Here is a 15,141-nt window from a genome sequence, read left to right on the forward strand (position 1 = left end):
GCGCCCTGCTGCGCCGCCGCACGGCCATGAGTACGCACGGGGGCGGCCGGTGCGTTCAACGGCCGGCGAAATTTCTTTCCGGCAGCCCGCGACGTCCGCCGCCCGCCACCCGCACACAGGTACGTGTCGCACGCCTCACGGGGGACCACGCGGCAAACCGGCACCACCGGAAAATCCCTCTTTCGGGGCAATCCCCTTGCGCTCCGGCACGTCCCGGCTGCACAGGGCTCATGATCTTCGTCGTGCATGGACCCGTATCGACTCAATCCGCCCTCGCCGCACGAGCTTTGGCTCTGGCGACGCTCACCTGGGCGCTCGTCGGAGCACCGGCCCACGTGGCGGTGGCCGATGCCTGCGCGTACGCCTCGACGGGACCGGACGGCACCGAGGCGGTGGCAGTCGCCGGCAGCAGGACCTGGCCGACCGGGCCGCCGTGCCCGCCACCGCCACCGCCCCCTGTCTGCACGCCGCCCCCGAAGCCCCCGCCGCCCCCACCGACCCCGACTCCGACTCCGACCCCGACTCCGACACCGACACCGACACCGAGCCCGGACCCGCCACCGCCGCCGTCTCCCGAACCCCCGCCCCCTCCCCCGCCGCCGAGACCGGCCCCGACGGCACGGCCGGAGCCGCCGGAACCACCCCCCGCGCCGCGCCCGGCGGAACCCCCGCCCCGGTCGGCGCCCAGGCCCGTGCCCCCACCGGCCCCGAAACCGAAACCGACCCCGAAACCGACCCCGAAACCGTCGGCGACGCCCGCGCCGGGCCCGTCCGCGAAGGCCGTGTACTACCCGCGCTACCGCGCCACGCCCCCGCGGCCCCGGCGGACCGGCGGCACGCTGTCGCCGCTCACCTTCGTCCTGCTCGTCACGGTGCCCGCGGTGGTCGCCGTCGCCGCGCTGCGCGCGCGCTGATCCCTGAACCCCTGGAGGCACCTCTTGCCGGAATGGCTTGTTCTCACCCTCGCGATGCTGGCCGCCTGCGCCGTGGTGGTCGTCATCACCCTCGTACGGCACCGCAGGGCGCCCGAGGACGAGGACCCCAGCGAGACCCCTGACGTCATCGAGTACATGACGATGTGGATCGGCGTGGTGTACGCCATCGTCCTGGGTCTGGCGATCGCCGGTGTCTGGGAAGGACGCAGCGCCGCCCAGGACCACGTCCAGGCCGAGGCCACCGCGCTCCACGAGATCTCGGAGCGGGTCCGGGTCTACCCCGCCGAGGAACGCGACCGGATCCGCGACGACATCCGGATCTACGTGAACCATGTCGTCACCACCGAGTGGGACAGCATGGCCGACAAGGGGGAGGTCACCGAGCGCGGCGGCCGGCTCTTCGAGCAGATCCGCGCCGACGTCACCGACTACGAGCCGAAGTCGGACTTCGAGGCACAGGCCTACCAGCCCCTCCTCGACCAGGTGACCGCGGCGAGCCAGGCCCGGATCGCCCGGGCGGAGTCGACCGGGGAGACCATGCCGGGCGTGGTCTGGTTCGGGCTGATGGCCGGGGCCGTGATCACCATCGGGATGATCTTCGCCCTGCAGATCCGCAGAACGACGCGCGAGCTGATCCTCGCCGGGCTGTTCTCGGCGCTGATCGCCTTCCTGCTGTTCCTCATCTGGGACTTCGACGCGCCCTACAGCCGGGGCGTGACGGCGTCGGCGGATCCGTTCCTGAACCTCTTCCCGGGCGTCGGGGACTGACGGGCCCGGGCACCACGCACACCGGCCGGGGGACCGCGACACGCCGTCGCGGTCCCCCGGTCGCGGTACCGGTGTTCCCCCGGGCGGCCCATCCGTGTGACCCGTTCGCACTACTGCGATCGCGCCGCCGGGTCCGCCTTCTTAGCGTTTCGGGCATCGAGGTGCATTTATGGCGCGAGCGGAACAGGTCCGCGACTGCCCCTCGGAGACCCGGAGGTTCACCATGCGCGCGATACGCGTCGCTTCGGCCGTACTGCTGGGCGCCGGCGCCCTCACCTCCTGCGTGCCCGCCGCCGGTGCGGCGATCCGGACCGACTTCGGCTTCGGCGTGGAGCCCTCCACGGTCGCGCCGGGCGGGAAGGTCACACTGAGCGTGGAGCGCAACGACGCGTGCCGGGGGGAGGCGGCGGTCAACTCACCGGTCTTCGACCTGGTCACCATCCCGCCCGAGGAGTCCCGGGCGACGGCCGTCGTCGACTGGGACGCCAAGCGCGGCGCCGTCTACGACGTGCGGTTCGAGTGCGACGAGTCGAGCGGCACGGCCCGGCTGACCATCGCCGGCGGCGGTCCGACGCACCACCCGACCCACCACCCCACCCACCATCCGACGCGCCACCCCCACAAGGGAGTGCACGCCGGTGAGGGTGGCACGCTCGCCGGTTTCGACCTCAGGGAGATCGGCCTGGGCGCCGCGCTCATCGCCGGTTCGCTCGGCGCCGCCTACCACTTCTCACGCCGCCGCACCGACGAGGACGCCGGCTGACCCGTATCGCACCCACCTCGTCCTCGCCCCGGGCCCCGCTGAGAGGGGGACCCGGGGCGAGGACCGTTCACGTGCGAGGCGACGGCCCGGTCGGGCGGGAGAGCCGGGTGTCAGATGCGCCGCTCGGCGCGCCGGCGCATCCAGAACACGCCACCGCCGACGACCGCGGCGGCCACGAGACCGCCGCCGATGGCCACGTCGGTCGGGGTCGCGCCCGTGGTGCTGCTGCCGCCGATGCCGCCGCGGACACCGCCGATGACGCTGAACGCCTGCGGCTTGGTCAGGGTCCGGCCGTTGCAGGTGACCGTGATGTCGTACGAACCCGGGCGGGCGTTGCGGTTGATGGTGGCGGTGCCCTTCGCCTTCTCGTTGTAGCCGCCGTGGACGGGCGAGAGGGTCGTCGGCGAGAAGGCGTTGGACGTCGCCGTACCGCCGTTCTTGCAGCCGTCCACCGTGATGGTGAGCTGGCCGCCGCGGGCGATGACGCTGGGCAGGGCGGTGATGTTGCTGGGTGTGTCCCACGCGACGGCCGCGGGAGCCGAGAAGCCGAGGGCGGCGACCGCGGCGCCGGCGACCGCCAGGGCACGAGTGTTACGCATGTGAACCTCCGCGGAAGACGCCCCGGGACCCGTTCCCCGGTCGATCGGCGAGAAAGCGCCTCCCAGAAAGACAGTCAGTTGCCTTGCCCGAAGCCGCATTTCGGGAATGGTCCGTCCTGGTGAGAGGGGACACCGCGGGAAAACCGCACGAGGGGATATCGCCGCAGGTCACGGACTGTCGGAAATTTCCTCGGGGCGGCAACTCGGATGGCGCACCAGATGCCCTGACCGGCTTCCGCAGAGCCCCTTGTATGCCCGGGCCACCCGTTCGCTCCCGCCCCGTCGCCGGTTTCGCGCACGGCACTTAGCGTCTTGGTATGCGCGATTGACCCGGCGACGGCCGCGTCGAGAGGGGATGGCGAATGTCTGCGTCCGAGCTGGCCCAGGCGGAAGAGGAGGCACGGCCGAGGAAGCGCGCCCCGTGGGGCGTGATAGCGCTTGTTCTGCTGACCGGCCTCGCGCTCATCCGGAACGGGTCGGGGGAATTCGACGAGGGTCCACCGCAGCCGGCGACGGCGGCAGCGGCGGAGAACCACGTGCCCGGTGCCTCGTTCGCCGGTTCCGTGCGCCCCCTGCCCTACGCCCTGCCGGACCGGGTCAGGATCCCGGCGATCCAGGTCGACGCGCCGATGATCCCCGTGGGCCTGGACCCGGACGGCTGGGTGGGCGCCCCGCCGCCGGAGGACCCCAACCTGGCGGGCTGGTTCACCGGTGCCGTCACCCCGGGCGAGAAGGGCACCGCGGTCGTCGTGGGCCATGTCGACAACCAGCAGGGCCCCGCCGTCTTCTACGGCCTCGGCGCCCTGAAGAAGGGCAACCGCGTCGAGGTCGCCCGCCAGGACGGCAAGACGGCGGTGTTCGAGATCTACGGCGTGGAGGTGTTCGAGAAGAACGACTTCCCCGGCGACCGCGTCTACGGATCCAAAGGCGCGGCGGAGCTGCGGGTCATCACCTGCGGCGGCGGCTTCTCCGAGCAGGAGGGGTACGCGGGCAACGTCGTGGCCTTCGCCCGCCTGGTCGAGGTGCGCTGAGCGCTCCCCACCGGGCGGGCGGAGGCCGCCGCGGCGGCTGCTACGTGCCGGGCCGCACGGGCACGGTGACGTGGTAGCCGGAGTCCAGCAGTTCGGGCAGATAGCGCCGCAGGGCCCGCACGCTCTGCGAACGGTCGCCCCCGGCGTCGTGGGAGAGCACCACCACGCCGGGGGCGGCGCCGTTCTCGACCCGCCGCACGATGGAGCGCACGCCCGGGGTGGTCCAGTCGAGCGTGTCGAGCGTCCAGCCGAGCGGTTCCATGCCGAGGTCGGCGCCGATCCGCAGGGCGGCGCGGTTCCACGCTCCGTAGGGGGCGCGGAACCACGCGGGGCGCTCGCCGCAGGCCTCCTCGACGGCGTCGCTGGTGCGTTCCATCTGGGAGCGGATCTGACGCCGGGTCAGGCGGGTGAGCAGGGGGTGGGACCAGGTGTGGTTGCCCACGACGTGGCCCTCCTCCGCCATCCGGGCCACCGTCTGCCTGCCGCCGGCGACCATCTCTCCGCACACGAAGAACATCGCGCGGACCTCGTATTCGGCCAGGACGTCCAGGATGGCCGGGGTGTAGCGGGGATCGGGGCCGTCGTCGAAGGTCAGCACCATGGTCCGGCCCCGGCCGGACACCCGCAGCAGCGGTTCACGGCGTACCAGGGTGCGACGGGGCGCGGCGCGCGGCGGGGCGTAGCCGGTGAGGGGCTGCAGACGGTAAGCGGAGGCCCTGGGCGGGCGGCGGGCGGCCTCGGCCCCCGCCGCCGGGGCGGCAGGGGCGGCGGGCCCGGCGGGTGCCTCCCCGGTGACCGCCGTGAGCACTCCGGCCGTGGCGGCCGCTCCCACGGCGCCGGCGCCCGCGATCAACGCCGCGCGTCGGGTGAGCAACTGATCCTTCTTCATGACTCATCAGTCGCCCGGCGGAAGACCGACGCACCAGAGCAACACCGGAGCGGCGGCACGGCTTCACCCGGACGGCCCACGCGGACGGGTCAGCGGCGGCGCACCAGGGGGAAGGGCAGGGTCTCGCGGATGGTGAGCCCGGTGAGGAACATGACCAGCCGGTCGACGCCGATGCCGAGGCCGCCGGTGGGCGGCATGGCGTATTCGAGGGCGTCGAGGAAGTCCTCGTCGAGTTCCATCGCCTCGGGGTCTCCCCCCGCGGCGAGCAGGGACTGCTCGGTGAGGCGGCGGCGCTGTTCGACGGGGTCGGTCAGTTCCGAGTAGGCGGTGCCCAGCTCGGTGCCGAAGGCGACGAGGTCCCAGCGCTCGGCCAGGCGCGGGTCGGCGCGGTGCTGCCGGGTGAGCGGGGAGACGTCGGTGGGAAAGTCCTTGTAGAAGGTGGGCAGCCCGGTCCGCTCCTCCACCAGCCGCTCGTACATCTCCAGGACGATGTCCCCGTGCCCGTCGTCGGCGACGTACGGCACGCCCGCGCCGTCGCACAGGCGCTTGAGCGTCCCGGCGTCCGTGCCGGGGTGGATCTCCTCGCCGAGGGCCTCGCTGACGGCGCCGTAGACGGTCCTGACGGGCCACGGGCCGGAGATGTCGTACTCCTGGCCGTCCTGGTGGGCGACGGGCCTGCCGAAGGCGGCGGTGGCGGCCTCCTGGATCAGTTCGCGGACGAGGTCGAGCATCACGTCGTAGTCGGCGTAGGCCTGGTAGGCCTCCAGGATCGTGAACTCCGGGTTGTGCTTGTGGTCCGTGCCCTCGTTGCGGAAGGTGCGGCCCATCTCGAAGACCTTCTCCATACCGCCCACGCACAGCCGCTTGAGGTACAGCTCGGGGGCGATGCGCAGGTGGAGGTCGAGGTCGTAGGCGTTGATGTGGGTGGTGAAGGGGCGGGCGTTGGCGCCGCCGTGGATCTGCTGGAGCACCGGGGTCTCCACCTCCAGGTAGCCGCGTGCCAGCAGGCCCTGGCGCACGGCCTGGACGGCGGTGGAGCGGGCGCGGACCACGTCGCGGGCGGCGGGGCTGGCGGCGAGGTCGAGGTAGCGCATGCGGACCCTGGCCTCGGGGTCGGCCAGGCCCCGGCGCTTGTCGGGCAGCGGGCGCAGGCACTTGCCGGTGAGCTGCCAGGAGGTGACGAACACGGTCGGTTCGCCCCGGTCGCTGGCGCCCGCGTGGCCGCTGGCGGTGATGTGGTCGCCGATGTCGGTGTCGGCGGTGAAGCGGTCCAGGGCGGGGCCGCAGCGGTCGCGGGTGAGGGCGAGCTGGTGGTCGCCCGACCAGTCGCGCAGGACGGCGAAGACGATGCCGCCGAAGTCGCGGACCAGCATGACGCGTCCGGCGACGGTGACGTCGCGGCCCTGCTCGACCTCGGCCAGGGTGTGGGTGCGGGCCGGGACGTCCACCGGGTAGGGGTCGGTGCCGGCGGCGCGCAGCCGGTCGAGCTTGCGGTGCCGGACGCGGACCTGGTCGGGCAGGCCGGCGAGGGGGTCGGCGGGCTCGGTCCCGTCCCCTCCGTCGAGGCCGAGCGCCGCCGGCGACGGCAGCTCCGCCGTGGTGGCGGGCCGCTGTCCGCCCTTCGGGTGCCCGTTTCCCCACAGCTTTCGCATCGACGGTACGGAGACGAAGCCCTCGGCGATGCCGGAGGCGAGACCGACCCGGGCGAGGGAGGCGGCCTCCGCGTAGCACAGGAAGCGCGGGTACCACTCGGGGCGGTACTTGGCGTTGGAGCGGTACAGGGCCTCCAGCTGCCACCACTTGGAGAAGAACAGCAGCAGGCGGCGCCAGAGGCGGAGCACCGGTCCCGCGCCGATGCGGGCGCCCTCCTCGAACACGGAGCGGAACACGGCGAAGTTCAGCGACACCCTGCGCACGCCCAGTTTCGGGGCGGCGGCGCACAGTTCGGCGACCATGAACTCCATGACACCGTTGGGGGCGGCGCGGTCACGGCGCATCAGGTCCAGGGAGACGCCGTCCCTGCCCCAGGGCACGAAGGACTGGACGGCGAGGAGGCGGCCGTCCACGTCCACGGCCTCGACGAGGAGGCAGTCGCCGTCGGCGGGGTCGCCGAGGCGGTCCAGGGCCATGGAGAAGCCGCGTTCGCCCTCGGTGTCGCGCCAGGCGTCGGCCCGTTCGACCAGCCGGCGCATCTCCTCCTCGGTGAGGGTGGAGTGGCGGCGGACCCGGCAGGTCACGCCGAGGCGGCGGACCCGGTTGACGGCCTGGCGCGTGACGCGCATGTCGCGGCCGTCGAGGTCGAAGCCGAGCACGTGCAGGATCGCCTCGTCGCCGAGCTGCAGCGCGCCGAGCCCGGCACGCACGAAGGCCCGGGCGCCCTCCTCGGAGGCGCCCATCACGGCCGGGACCCAGGCGTGGCGGCGGGCCACCTCCTGCCAGGCGGCGATGGCGTGCGGCCAGGCCTCCCGGTCGCCCACCGGGTCACCGCTCGCCAGGCACACGCCGGCCTCGACGCGGTAGGTGACGGCCGCCTTGCCGCTGGGTGAGAAGACGACGGCCTTGTCGCGCCGGGTGGCGAAGTAGCCGAGGGAGTCCTGGTCGCCGTAGCGGCCGAGGAGGGCGCGGATGCGGGCCTCCTCGTCGTCGTGGAGGGCGGCCGCAAGGCGCTGGGAGCGGAAGAGGGTGGCGGCGGCGTTCAGCAGGGCGAGCGCGCCGAACAGGCCGAGCAGGAAGAACAGGATGTGCGGCGGGCGGCCGGCGAAGCTGCCGGCGGGGACGAGGCCGCCGCAGACCCGGTTGGCGGCCCAGGCGAGCCGTTCCCCGGCGGGCAGCGTGCCGGGGAAGGCCTCGACCAGGCCCCAGCCGGCCAGGACGGCCACGACCAGCCCGGCCGCCAGGACGGCGAGCGCCCGGCGGACGGCGGCGCGGCGGGAGGCGGCGTAGAACTCGCGGCGGGCGACGATCAGCAGGATCAGGGCCAGGCCGCACACCACGAAGGAGGGGACGGACTCGGCGAACTCGCCCACGGCCATGCCGAGGACGTCGGTCAGGACCAGCAGGCCCAGGTAGACGACCACCAGCCACCAGGCGATCTTCTTGCGGGCGGCGGTGGCGGCGGCGAGCAGGAACAGGAAGACCGCGTAGGCGAGGTTGGCGCTGACCGGGACGAGCAGCAGGTCGAGGAAGCGGACGAGGGGGCGCAGCCCGCTGCGCAGCGGCGGGACGAGCGCGAGCAGGGCGCAGAGCAGTCCGAGGGCGCCGAGGACGACCGCGAACCCCTGCGGCACCCGGCCCAGCAGGCCGTGGGCCCGGTGCGACGGGGGTATCGGGCCCGCCGGGTCCTTCTCGGCCGCCCCGGTGCCCGCGATGGCACTCATGTATCGACTCTAGGAACAGCGGCCCCTTCTCGCCCCTCGAAGCTCCCTGCGGGCGGACGGCCCCGCGGCCTCCGATAGCCTCGCGGCGTGACCGAACAGCACTCCCCTCAGTTCGAACGGGGCACGGACGGGCCCAAGGTGATCGTGGCCGGGGTGGACGGCTCCGACTCCTCCTGGCGGGCCGTGGCCTACGCCGCGGGGCTCGCCCGGCGGCAGCACGCGCTGCTCGCCGTGGTGTACGTCCAGCCCGTGCTGGCGGCGGGAGCGGCGCTCGGGGCGCCGGTGGCCGGGACGACCGACGAGATCGCCGAGGACCTCGTGGCGCAGATCCGGGACGCGGCCCGGCAGCTCAAGGGGATATTCGAGGTCCGCTGGGAGTTCCACACGTTCCACGGCGACCCCTACAGCGGCCTGGTGAAGGCGGCCGACGAACTCAAGGCGGACGCGGTGGTGGTGGGCGCCTCGGAGCAGGCGGGGCACCGGATCGTCGGGTCGGTGGCGGTGCGGCTGGTGAAGGCCGGGCGGTGGCCGGTGACGGTGGTGCCGTAGGGCGTCCGCGGTTGCGTGCCGCTCCCTGCGTGGTGTCTTCCGCCGGGCTGGGGTCTGGGCCATCATGATCCGCTGTCAGCCGTTTGCCGCTCGTGAAGAGGTGAGGCGCATGGCCGGGCTCCGAGCGGGTGAAGGGATTCTCCGCCGCAAACCCATCGAGCGGATCGAGGAGACGGAAGCGGGCGAGGGGACGCGTCTGGAGCGGTCCCTGGGGCTGTGGCAGCTGACCGCCATCGGGGTCGGCGGGATCATCGGGGCGGGCATCTTCACGCTGGCCGGCACGGTGGCCAACGGTACGGCGGGCCCGGCCGTGCTCGTGTCGTTCCTGATCGCGGGGGTCGCGTCCGCCGCGGCCGCCCTGTCCTACGCCGAGTTCGCCGGGCTCATCCCGAAGGCCGGTTCGGCCTACACCTACGGCTACGCCGTGCTGGGCGAGCTGGCCGGCTGGTTCATCGGCTGGGACCTGCTGCTGGAGTACACGGCGATCGTGGCGGTGGTCGCCATCGGCATCTCCGGCTACTTCGGTTTCCTGGTGGGCGGGATGGGCGCCGACCTGCCGGACTGGATGCTCGGTGCGCCCGGCACGGGGGACGGGCACCGGGTCGATCTGTTCGCGGCGCTGCTGTGTCTGCTCATCGCGTATCTGCTGACCCTCGGGATCAGGAACGCGGCCCGTTTCGAGACGGTCGTGGTGATCCTCAAGGTCCTGGTCGTGCTGCTGGTGATCGGGGTCGGCGTGTTCCACATCGACACGGCGAACTACGACCCGTTCTTCCCGTACGGCGTCGGCGGGGCGTTCACGGGCGCCGCGACGGTGTTCTTCGCGGTGTTCGGCTACGACGCCATGTCCACGGCGGCCGAGGAGTCCAAGGACGCGCAGCGGCACATGCCGAAGGCGATCATCTACTCGCTGGTGATCTCGATGGTGCTGTACGTGGCGGCGTGCCTGGTCCTGACCGGCATGCAGGACTACCGGGACATCGACAAGGAGAGCGGCTTCTCGACGGCGTTCGAGTCGGTGGGGCTGAGCGGCCTGGCGGACGTGATCGCGGTCGGCGCGATCATCGGCATCCTCACGGTCATGTTCACCTTCATGCTGGGCGTCACCCGGGTGTGGTTCTCGATGTCCCGGGACGGGCTGCTGCCCCAGTGGTTCGCGAAGACCCACCCGACGCGGCACGTGCCGACGCGCGTCACCTGGATCGTGGGGGTGGTGTCGGCCGTGATCGCCGGGTTCCTGCCGATCGGCGAGGCGGCCGAGCTGACCAACATCGGGATCCTGCTGGCGTTCGTCGTGGTGTGCGCGGCGGTCATCGTGCTGCGCTACCGGCGGCCGGACCTGCCGCGCACGTTCCGTACGCCGTGGATGCCGGTGGTGCCCGTGGTGGGGATCGTGTTCTCGATCTGGCTGATCACGTTCCTGCAGTGGCAGACCTGGGCGCGGTTCGCCGTGTGGTTCGCGCTGGGGCTCGTCGTCTACTTCGCCTACTCCTACCGGCGCTCGGCGCTGGCCGGGCGCCGGCCGGGGCAGGCGGAGTGAGGGCTACTCCCCCATCACCAGCCCGTCCTGCGCCGCGCCCCGGCTCAGGACGACCTCGCGGATGCGGTCGCGGACGGCCCGGACGTCGGCGCCCCGGGCGAGGGCCCGGTTGAGGTTGACGACCCGGCCGGCGTCGACGTCGAACAGCTGCGGGACGAACTCGGCCCGGGTCACCTCCCAGCGGCCGCCCGGCCGGGCGGGCGGGGCGAAGGTGAAGCGGCCGAGGGTGGACTGGTTGCCGCGCGGGTCCTTGGCGCCCTGGTGGTTGGTCATCAGGCCGGCGATCTGGTCGCCCATGCCGTAGATCACCCAGGTGCCGTTGACCTTCTCGTAGGCCTGCGGGACGTGGGCGTGGGTGCCGAGGATCAGGTCGATGTCCGGGCGGCCGCCGGTGCGGGCGGCGGTCAGGCCGCGGGCCAGGGTCAGCTGCCGCTCGTCGGGGGCGTCCTGCCATTCGGTGCCCCAGTGCATCGAGACGACGACCACGTCGGCGCCGGCGCCGCGCGCGGCCCGGGCGTCGGCCAGGATCCGGGCCTCGTCGACGAGGCTGACGGCCCAGGGCTGTCCCTCCGGCAGCGGGATGCCGTTGGTGTCGTAGGTGTAGGCGAGGTGGGCGATCTTCGCCTGGCCCGCCTGGAGGACCGTCACGGTGCGGGCCTCTTCCTCGGTGCGGGACGACCCGGCGTGCCGTACGCCCGCCCGGTCGAGGGCGTCGAGGGTGCGGCGGATGCCCTCGGCGCCGTCGTCGAGGGTGTGGTTGGAGGCGGTGGAGCAGCCGTCGTAACCGGTGGCGGCGAGAGCCCGGGCGACCTCGGGCGGGGATTTGAAGGTGGGGTAGCCGGTGTAGTCGCCGTTCGCGCCGTAGACGGTCTCCATGTGGCACAGGGCGAGGTCGGCGCCGGAGACGACGGAGCGGATCGGCTCGAGCATGGGCCGGAAGTCGTAGCCGGTGCCGCCGGCGTCGAAGCGGGCCCGGTCGATGACCGTGTCGTGTGGGAGGACCTCACCGGAGGCGACGAGTGTGAAGCCGCGGGGTCCGGCGGCGGAGGGTGCCGGGCGGCCGGGGCCGGACGGTTCGTGGCTGCGGGCCTGGCAGGCGGCGCCTGCGGCGAGGACGACGGTGAGGGCCAGGGCCACCTGTCGACTGCGTGCGATCATCCATTCACCCCACGGTGGGCGTTGTGGTCATATTTACGCACAAACAGGAAAGAAGGCCCGGAGCGCCCCACGCGGCTCCGACACGCTCATCGGCCCGACCGGCACCCGCCCGGTGGAGCGCCCCGACCGTTCGTCGAACCGTTCGTCGACGCGATCGACCGTCCGTCGCACAGCCGGGTACGTGCCCTGTGCCCGGGCGGCACCCTGCGGTGGCATACGGCCATGACGGCCGGATCCACTCTCACGCACGGGACGACCGCCGAGCACGAGCTCGCCGCACTGCAGCGGGAGCACGGCCGGCCCCTCTTCGCGCTCCTGCTCCGGCTCTGCGACGGGGACCGGCAGCGCGCGGAGGACCTGGTCCAGGAGACGCTGGTGCGCGCCTGGCAGCACCCCGAGGCCCTGCGCGCCGACGACTTCGACTCCGTACGGCCCTGGCTGATGACCGTCGGGCGGCGGCTCGCGATCGACGCCCGGCGCGCCCGGCAGGCCCGTCCGCCCGAGGTCGGCGACGCGGTGCTGGAGAACGCGCGGGTCAGCTCCGACCACGCCGAGCGGGCCGCGGCGATGCTCGACGTCCGACGCGCTGTGAAGACACTCACTCCGGAGCACCGTGAAGTCCTGGTGCTCGTGTACTTCCAGGGGGCGAGTGTGGCGGAAGCCGCGGCAACCCTCGGGATTCCGCCCGGTACCGTGAAGTCCCGCGCGTACTACGCGCTGCGCGCCCTGCGCCGGGTGCTTCCGGGTTACGCCGCCGACCTGCGGTGAAACCCATGGCCGAGTCAAGCCTCCGTAAAGCGCCTTGCTGAGGACCCCGGTTGAGTAATCGGGTGTTCCTATCCGTGTTCCGGATGGGGCCGACAACGCCCCGGAGCCCGGTGTCGGCCGACGCGCACGTACCGGAGGAAGGCAGGAAGGGATGCTGCACAGAGGTCACGAGAGCACGGACGGTTCGGACGGCGAACTGACCGTCCCCATGGCGTGGTTGTACGCGGAGTACATCGCCGACGAGCTGCTGCGGACCGGCGATCTGATGCCGCCGACGTCCTTCGAGTTCCGCGCGGGGCGTGACGCCCTGGCACTGACCATCTTCCTCTCCGACGCGGACGGCGAGCTGTCGGGCATCCGGGTGGTGACCCAGCTTCAGACGTGGCTGTCGCTGACCGCGTACGACCAGCCGTGGCAGGAGTGGGTGCGCGAGCGGCTGGCGGAGCTCGCCGCCGAGGCGGCGGCGTCGGACCGGCCCGCCCCGGACCTGGACCTCGCCGAGGAGGCCTGGCGCTGGCTGCAGGAGACGGAGCTGCTCGCGCCCGACCTGAACGCGGTGCCGGGCGGTGCTCCGGTGGTCGGGGAGGACGAGGGGCCGAAGGTCTGGACGCCCGCCTGGCAGCTCGGACTGCCCCTGGGACACCTCGCGATCCATCTTTTTTAGAATTCCTGGACCCTCGACCAATCCGCGGGCCGGACGGCTCCGAATCCTTTGGTTGCGATTGTGTCACCGGCTTGAGTGATTCCGCTGCCTGGTCCGTACCGGTGGGAGCAAGGAGTAACCCCACCCGCACCCAACGGCACGAGGATTCGGCATGAGGTCCCTGGAAAGGCATCGCGACGTCGGCGCCTACGCGCTCGGCGTGCTGGACGAGGCGGAGGCCTTCCGCTTCGAGGACCACCTCATGGAGTGCCCCCAGTGCGCTGCAGAGGTGACGGAGTTCGGCCCGACGACACGGCAGTTGATGCTGTACCGGCGGGCGACGCCGCGGCTGGTGAACCCGGTGGCCCAGCCCGGCCCGCGCATGCTGGACCGGCTGCTGGCCGAGGTGGCGGCCCGGCGCCGGGCCGGCCGCAGGCGCATGGTGTTCGCGCTGGCCGCCTCGGTCGTCCTCGCGGTGTCGGTGCCCGGCGTCGCGGTGATGGCCGAGGGGAGCGGCGAGGAGCCCCTGACGGTCGCCGCGACCGATGTGCGCACCGGGGTGTGGGCACAGGTCACGACGGCGGACGAGGCCTCGGGCAGCCAGGTCGAGCTCAAGGTGAAGGACACGGCCGAGCGCGCCTGCCACCTGGTCATCTTCGGCCGGGACGGCACCGAGGAGACCGCCGCCAGCTGGCACGGGCACGCGGACGCCGCAGAGCCGCACACGATGATGGCCAGCTCGTCCCTGCACCCCGACGAGATCGTCCGGTACGAGATCCGCTCCGCGTCCGGGGAGGTCCTGGTGCGGCTCGAACCCAGCTGACCATCCGTCCGCCCCGGTCGCCGGGCGGCCCGGGCGCCCCGGTGTGAGACTGCTGGACGACGCGCTCCGCAGCCCGCCCGGGGCGCCCGCGGTCCCGGCGAGGGGAGACGAGGTGACGACGGCAGACACCGGCGAGGACCGTCTGGAGGAGTTCCTCGCCGACCCGGCGAACGCCGCGCTGGACCTGACCACCACCGTCGCCCGCTGCACCAAGGCCCTGGGCCTGCAGCACTCCGTGGTGTACCTGGCCGACATCCAGCAGCGCCGGCTGGTGCCGCTCACCGACGTGACCCCGCCCCTGCCCGTGGACGACTCGCTCGCCGGCTGGACGTACCGCACCCAGTCCCTGCGGGTGGAGGAGTCCGGGTCGGGCGGCATGACGGCGTGGATCCCGCTGGTGGACGGCGCCGAGCGGCTCGGCGTGCTGGCCGTCCTCGCCCCGGCGCTGACCCCGGCCGTGCTGCGCCGCGGCCGGGCCCTCGCCACCCTGCTCGCCATGACGATCACGTCGAAGCGCGCGTACAAGGACTCCTTCGTCCGGCGCACCCGCACCGAGCCGATGCGGCTGCCGGCCGAGATGCTGCGGGCCTTCCTGCCGCCGCGCACGATCGGCACCGCACACGTCGTCTCCACGGCCGTGCTGGAACCGGCCTACGAGATCGGCGGCGACGCCTTCGACCACGCCCTGACGGAGACGACCCTGCACGTCGCCGTCCTGGACGCCATGGGACACGACCTGGCCTCCGGGCTCACCACGGCCGTGTCGCTGGCCGCGTGCCGCAACGCCCGGCGGACCGGCGCGGACCTGCCCGAGCTGGTGGAGTGCGTCGACGACGCGCTGGCCCACTGGCTGCCCGACCAGTTCTGCACGGGTGTCCTGGCCCAGCTCGACCTGGCCTCGGGGATGCTGCGGTGGTGCAACTGCGGGCATCCCACCCCGCTGCTCATCCGGGAGGAGCGGCTGCTCATGGACGCCATGCGGCGCGAGGCGGATCCGCCGATGGGCCTGCCGTCCCTGCTCGCCGGGCGGAATCGGCAGACCCACGAGATCGCGCTGAAGCCGGGCGACCGGGTGCTGATGTACACCGACGGGGTGACCGAGGCCCGGGGCAGCGACGGCGGTGAGTTCGGCCTCGAACAGTTCGCCGACTACATCATCCGGGCGACGGCGGCGGGCGAACTGGCGCCCGAGACGCTACGGCGGCTCATCCACTCCATCCTCGACTCGCCCACCAGCCGGCTGCGGGACGACGCGACCATCCTGATGTTCGAGTGGAACCCGCCCTCCCGGTGACGGG

The 15,141-nt window shown here is 72.9% G+C and carries 14 protein-coding genes; 10 read left to right on the forward strand and 4 right to left on the reverse strand.

Going from position 1 to position 15,141, the window contains the following annotated elements; genetic code table 11:
- Positions 1 to 782: 782 nt before the first annotated feature.
- The 3 genes from RIN80_RS05320 to RIN80_RS05330 all read left to right on the forward strand — a co-directional run bounded on the left by RIN80_RS05320 (position 783) and on the right by RIN80_RS05330 (position 2,466).
- Positions 783 to 914 (forward strand): hypothetical protein, encoded by a 132-nt coding sequence (locus RIN80_RS05320; protein WP_309094312.1) that lies wholly within the window; start codon positions 783 to 785, stop codon positions 912 to 914.
- Between the two features lie 24 nt (positions 915 to 938).
- Entirely contained in the window at positions 939 to 1,703 is a 765-nt protein-coding gene (locus tag RIN80_RS05325; protein WP_309094313.1) for a hypothetical protein, read from the forward strand.
- A gap of 223 nt (positions 1,704 to 1,926) precedes the next feature.
- A complete protein-coding gene (locus tag RIN80_RS05330) occupies positions 1,927 to 2,466 on the forward strand; it encodes a hypothetical protein (RefSeq protein ID WP_309094340.1) in 540 nt (179 codons plus the stop codon).
- A 110-nt stretch (positions 2,467 to 2,576) separates the two neighbouring features.
- On the opposite strand, the gene RIN80_RS05335 is transcribed toward RIN80_RS05330, so the two are convergent.
- On the reverse strand, positions 2,577 to 3,065 hold the full coding sequence (locus RIN80_RS05335; protein WP_309094314.1) for a hypothetical protein: 489 nt from the start codon (positions 3,063 to 3,065) through the stop codon (positions 2,577 to 2,579).
- Between the two features lie 362 nt (positions 3,066 to 3,427).
- Here RIN80_RS05335 and RIN80_RS05340 point away from each other — a divergent pair, with 362 nt between their 5' ends.
- Positions 3,428 to 4,096, forward strand: a complete 669-nt coding sequence (locus RIN80_RS05340) for a class F sortase (RefSeq protein WP_309094315.1) — start codon at positions 3,428 to 3,430, stop codon at positions 4,094 to 4,096.
- 40 nt (positions 4,097 to 4,136) lie between these two features.
- On the opposite strand, the gene RIN80_RS05345 is transcribed toward RIN80_RS05340, so the two are convergent.
- Together RIN80_RS05345 and lysX are read right to left on the reverse strand one after the other, a co-directional pair.
- On the reverse strand, positions 4,137 to 4,985 hold the full coding sequence (locus RIN80_RS05345; RefSeq protein ID WP_309094316.1) for a polysaccharide deacetylase family protein: 849 nt from the start codon (positions 4,983 to 4,985) through the stop codon (positions 4,137 to 4,139).
- 89 nt (positions 4,986 to 5,074) lie between these two features.
- The gene (gene lysX, locus RIN80_RS05350) at positions 5,075 to 8,362 is read right to left on the reverse strand and encodes a bifunctional lysylphosphatidylglycerol synthetase/lysine--tRNA ligase LysX (protein WP_309094317.1); all 3,288 of its coding nucleotides are present in this window, start codon (positions 8,360 to 8,362) and stop codon (positions 5,075 to 5,077) included.
- An 87-nt stretch (positions 8,363 to 8,449) separates the two neighbouring features.
- On the opposite strand from lysX, the gene RIN80_RS05355 reads away from it, so the two are divergent.
- Together RIN80_RS05355 and RIN80_RS05360 are read left to right on the forward strand one after the other, a co-directional pair.
- Complete coding sequence (locus RIN80_RS05355) at positions 8,450 to 8,911, forward strand: universal stress protein (protein WP_309094318.1); 462 nt, start codon at positions 8,450 to 8,452, stop codon at positions 8,909 to 8,911.
- A gap of 109 nt (positions 8,912 to 9,020) precedes the next feature.
- A complete protein-coding gene (locus tag RIN80_RS05360) occupies positions 9,021 to 10,451 on the forward strand; it encodes an amino acid permease (protein ID WP_309094319.1) in 1,431 nt (476 codons plus the stop codon).
- 3 nt (positions 10,452 to 10,454) lie between these two features.
- Here RIN80_RS05360 and RIN80_RS05365 read toward each other — a convergent pair whose 3' ends face one another.
- Complete coding sequence (locus tag RIN80_RS05365) at positions 10,455 to 11,609, reverse strand: CapA family protein (RefSeq protein ID WP_309094320.1); 1,155 nt, start codon at positions 11,607 to 11,609, stop codon at positions 10,455 to 10,457.
- 222 nt (positions 11,610 to 11,831) lie between these two features.
- Here RIN80_RS05365 and RIN80_RS05370 point away from each other — a divergent pair, with 222 nt between their 5' ends.
- The 4 genes from RIN80_RS05370 to RIN80_RS05385 all read left to right on the forward strand — a co-directional run bounded on the left by RIN80_RS05370 (position 11,832) and on the right by RIN80_RS05385 (position 15,137).
- The gene (locus tag RIN80_RS05370; RefSeq protein ID WP_309094321.1) at positions 11,832 to 12,377 is read left to right on the forward strand and encodes a sigma-70 family RNA polymerase sigma factor; all 546 of its coding nucleotides are present in this window, start codon (positions 11,832 to 11,834) and stop codon (positions 12,375 to 12,377) included.
- Between the two features lie 151 nt (positions 12,378 to 12,528).
- The gene (locus RIN80_RS05375; RefSeq protein ID WP_309094322.1) at positions 12,529 to 13,041 is read left to right on the forward strand and encodes a hypothetical protein; all 513 of its coding nucleotides are present in this window, start codon (positions 12,529 to 12,531) and stop codon (positions 13,039 to 13,041) included.
- Positions 13,042 to 13,192: 151 nt separating this feature from the next.
- Positions 13,193 to 13,843 carry a zf-HC2 domain-containing protein gene (locus RIN80_RS05380; protein ID WP_309094323.1) on the forward strand — a complete coding sequence of 217 codons (651 nt, stop codon included), beginning with the start codon at positions 13,193 to 13,195 and terminating at the stop codon, positions 13,841 to 13,843.
- Positions 13,844 to 13,955: 112 nt separating this feature from the next.
- Positions 13,956 to 15,137 (forward strand): PP2C family protein-serine/threonine phosphatase, encoded by a 1,182-nt coding sequence (locus RIN80_RS05385; RefSeq protein ID WP_309094324.1) that lies wholly within the window; start codon positions 13,956 to 13,958, stop codon positions 15,135 to 15,137.
- The last annotated feature ends 4 nt before the right edge of the window (positions 15,138 to 15,141 follow it).

Origin of the sequence: Streptomyces sp., from assembly GCF_031181705.1 — a bacterium.
Classification (GTDB): Bacteria; Actinomycetota; Actinomycetes; order Streptomycetales; family Streptomycetaceae; genus Streptomyces.

Coding starts and splice junctions, on each gene's coding strand:
- RIN80_RS05345 (WP_309094316.1), bottom strand. CDS start 4,985: ATGAAGAAGGATCAGTTGCTCACCCGACGCGCGGCGTTGATCGCGGGC.
- RIN80_RS05365 (WP_309094320.1), bottom strand. CDS start 11,609: ATGATCGCACGCAGTCGACAGGTGGCCCTGGCCCTCACCGTCGTCCTC.
- lysX (WP_309094317.1), bottom strand. CDS start 8,362: ATGAGTGCCATCGCGGGCACCGGGGCGGCCGAGAAGGACCCGGCGGGC.
- RIN80_RS05335 (WP_309094314.1), bottom strand. CDS start 3,065: ATGCGTAACACTCGTGCCCTGGCGGTCGCCGGCGCCGCGGTCGCCGCC.
- RIN80_RS05375 (WP_309094322.1), top strand. CDS start 12,529: ATGCTGCACAGAGGTCACGAGAGCACGGACGGTTCGGACGGCGAACTG.
- RIN80_RS05360 (WP_309094319.1), top strand. CDS start 9,021: ATGGCCGGGCTCCGAGCGGGTGAAGGGATTCTCCGCCGCAAACCCATC.
- RIN80_RS05380 (WP_309094323.1), top strand. CDS start 13,193: ATGAGGTCCCTGGAAAGGCATCGCGACGTCGGCGCCTACGCGCTCGGC.
- RIN80_RS05330 (WP_309094340.1), top strand. CDS start 1,927: ATGCGCGCGATACGCGTCGCTTCGGCCGTACTGCTGGGCGCCGGCGCC.
- RIN80_RS05370 (WP_309094321.1), top strand. CDS start 11,832: ATGACGGCCGGATCCACTCTCACGCACGGGACGACCGCCGAGCACGAG.
- RIN80_RS05340 (WP_309094315.1), top strand. CDS start 3,428: ATGTCTGCGTCCGAGCTGGCCCAGGCGGAAGAGGAGGCACGGCCGAGG.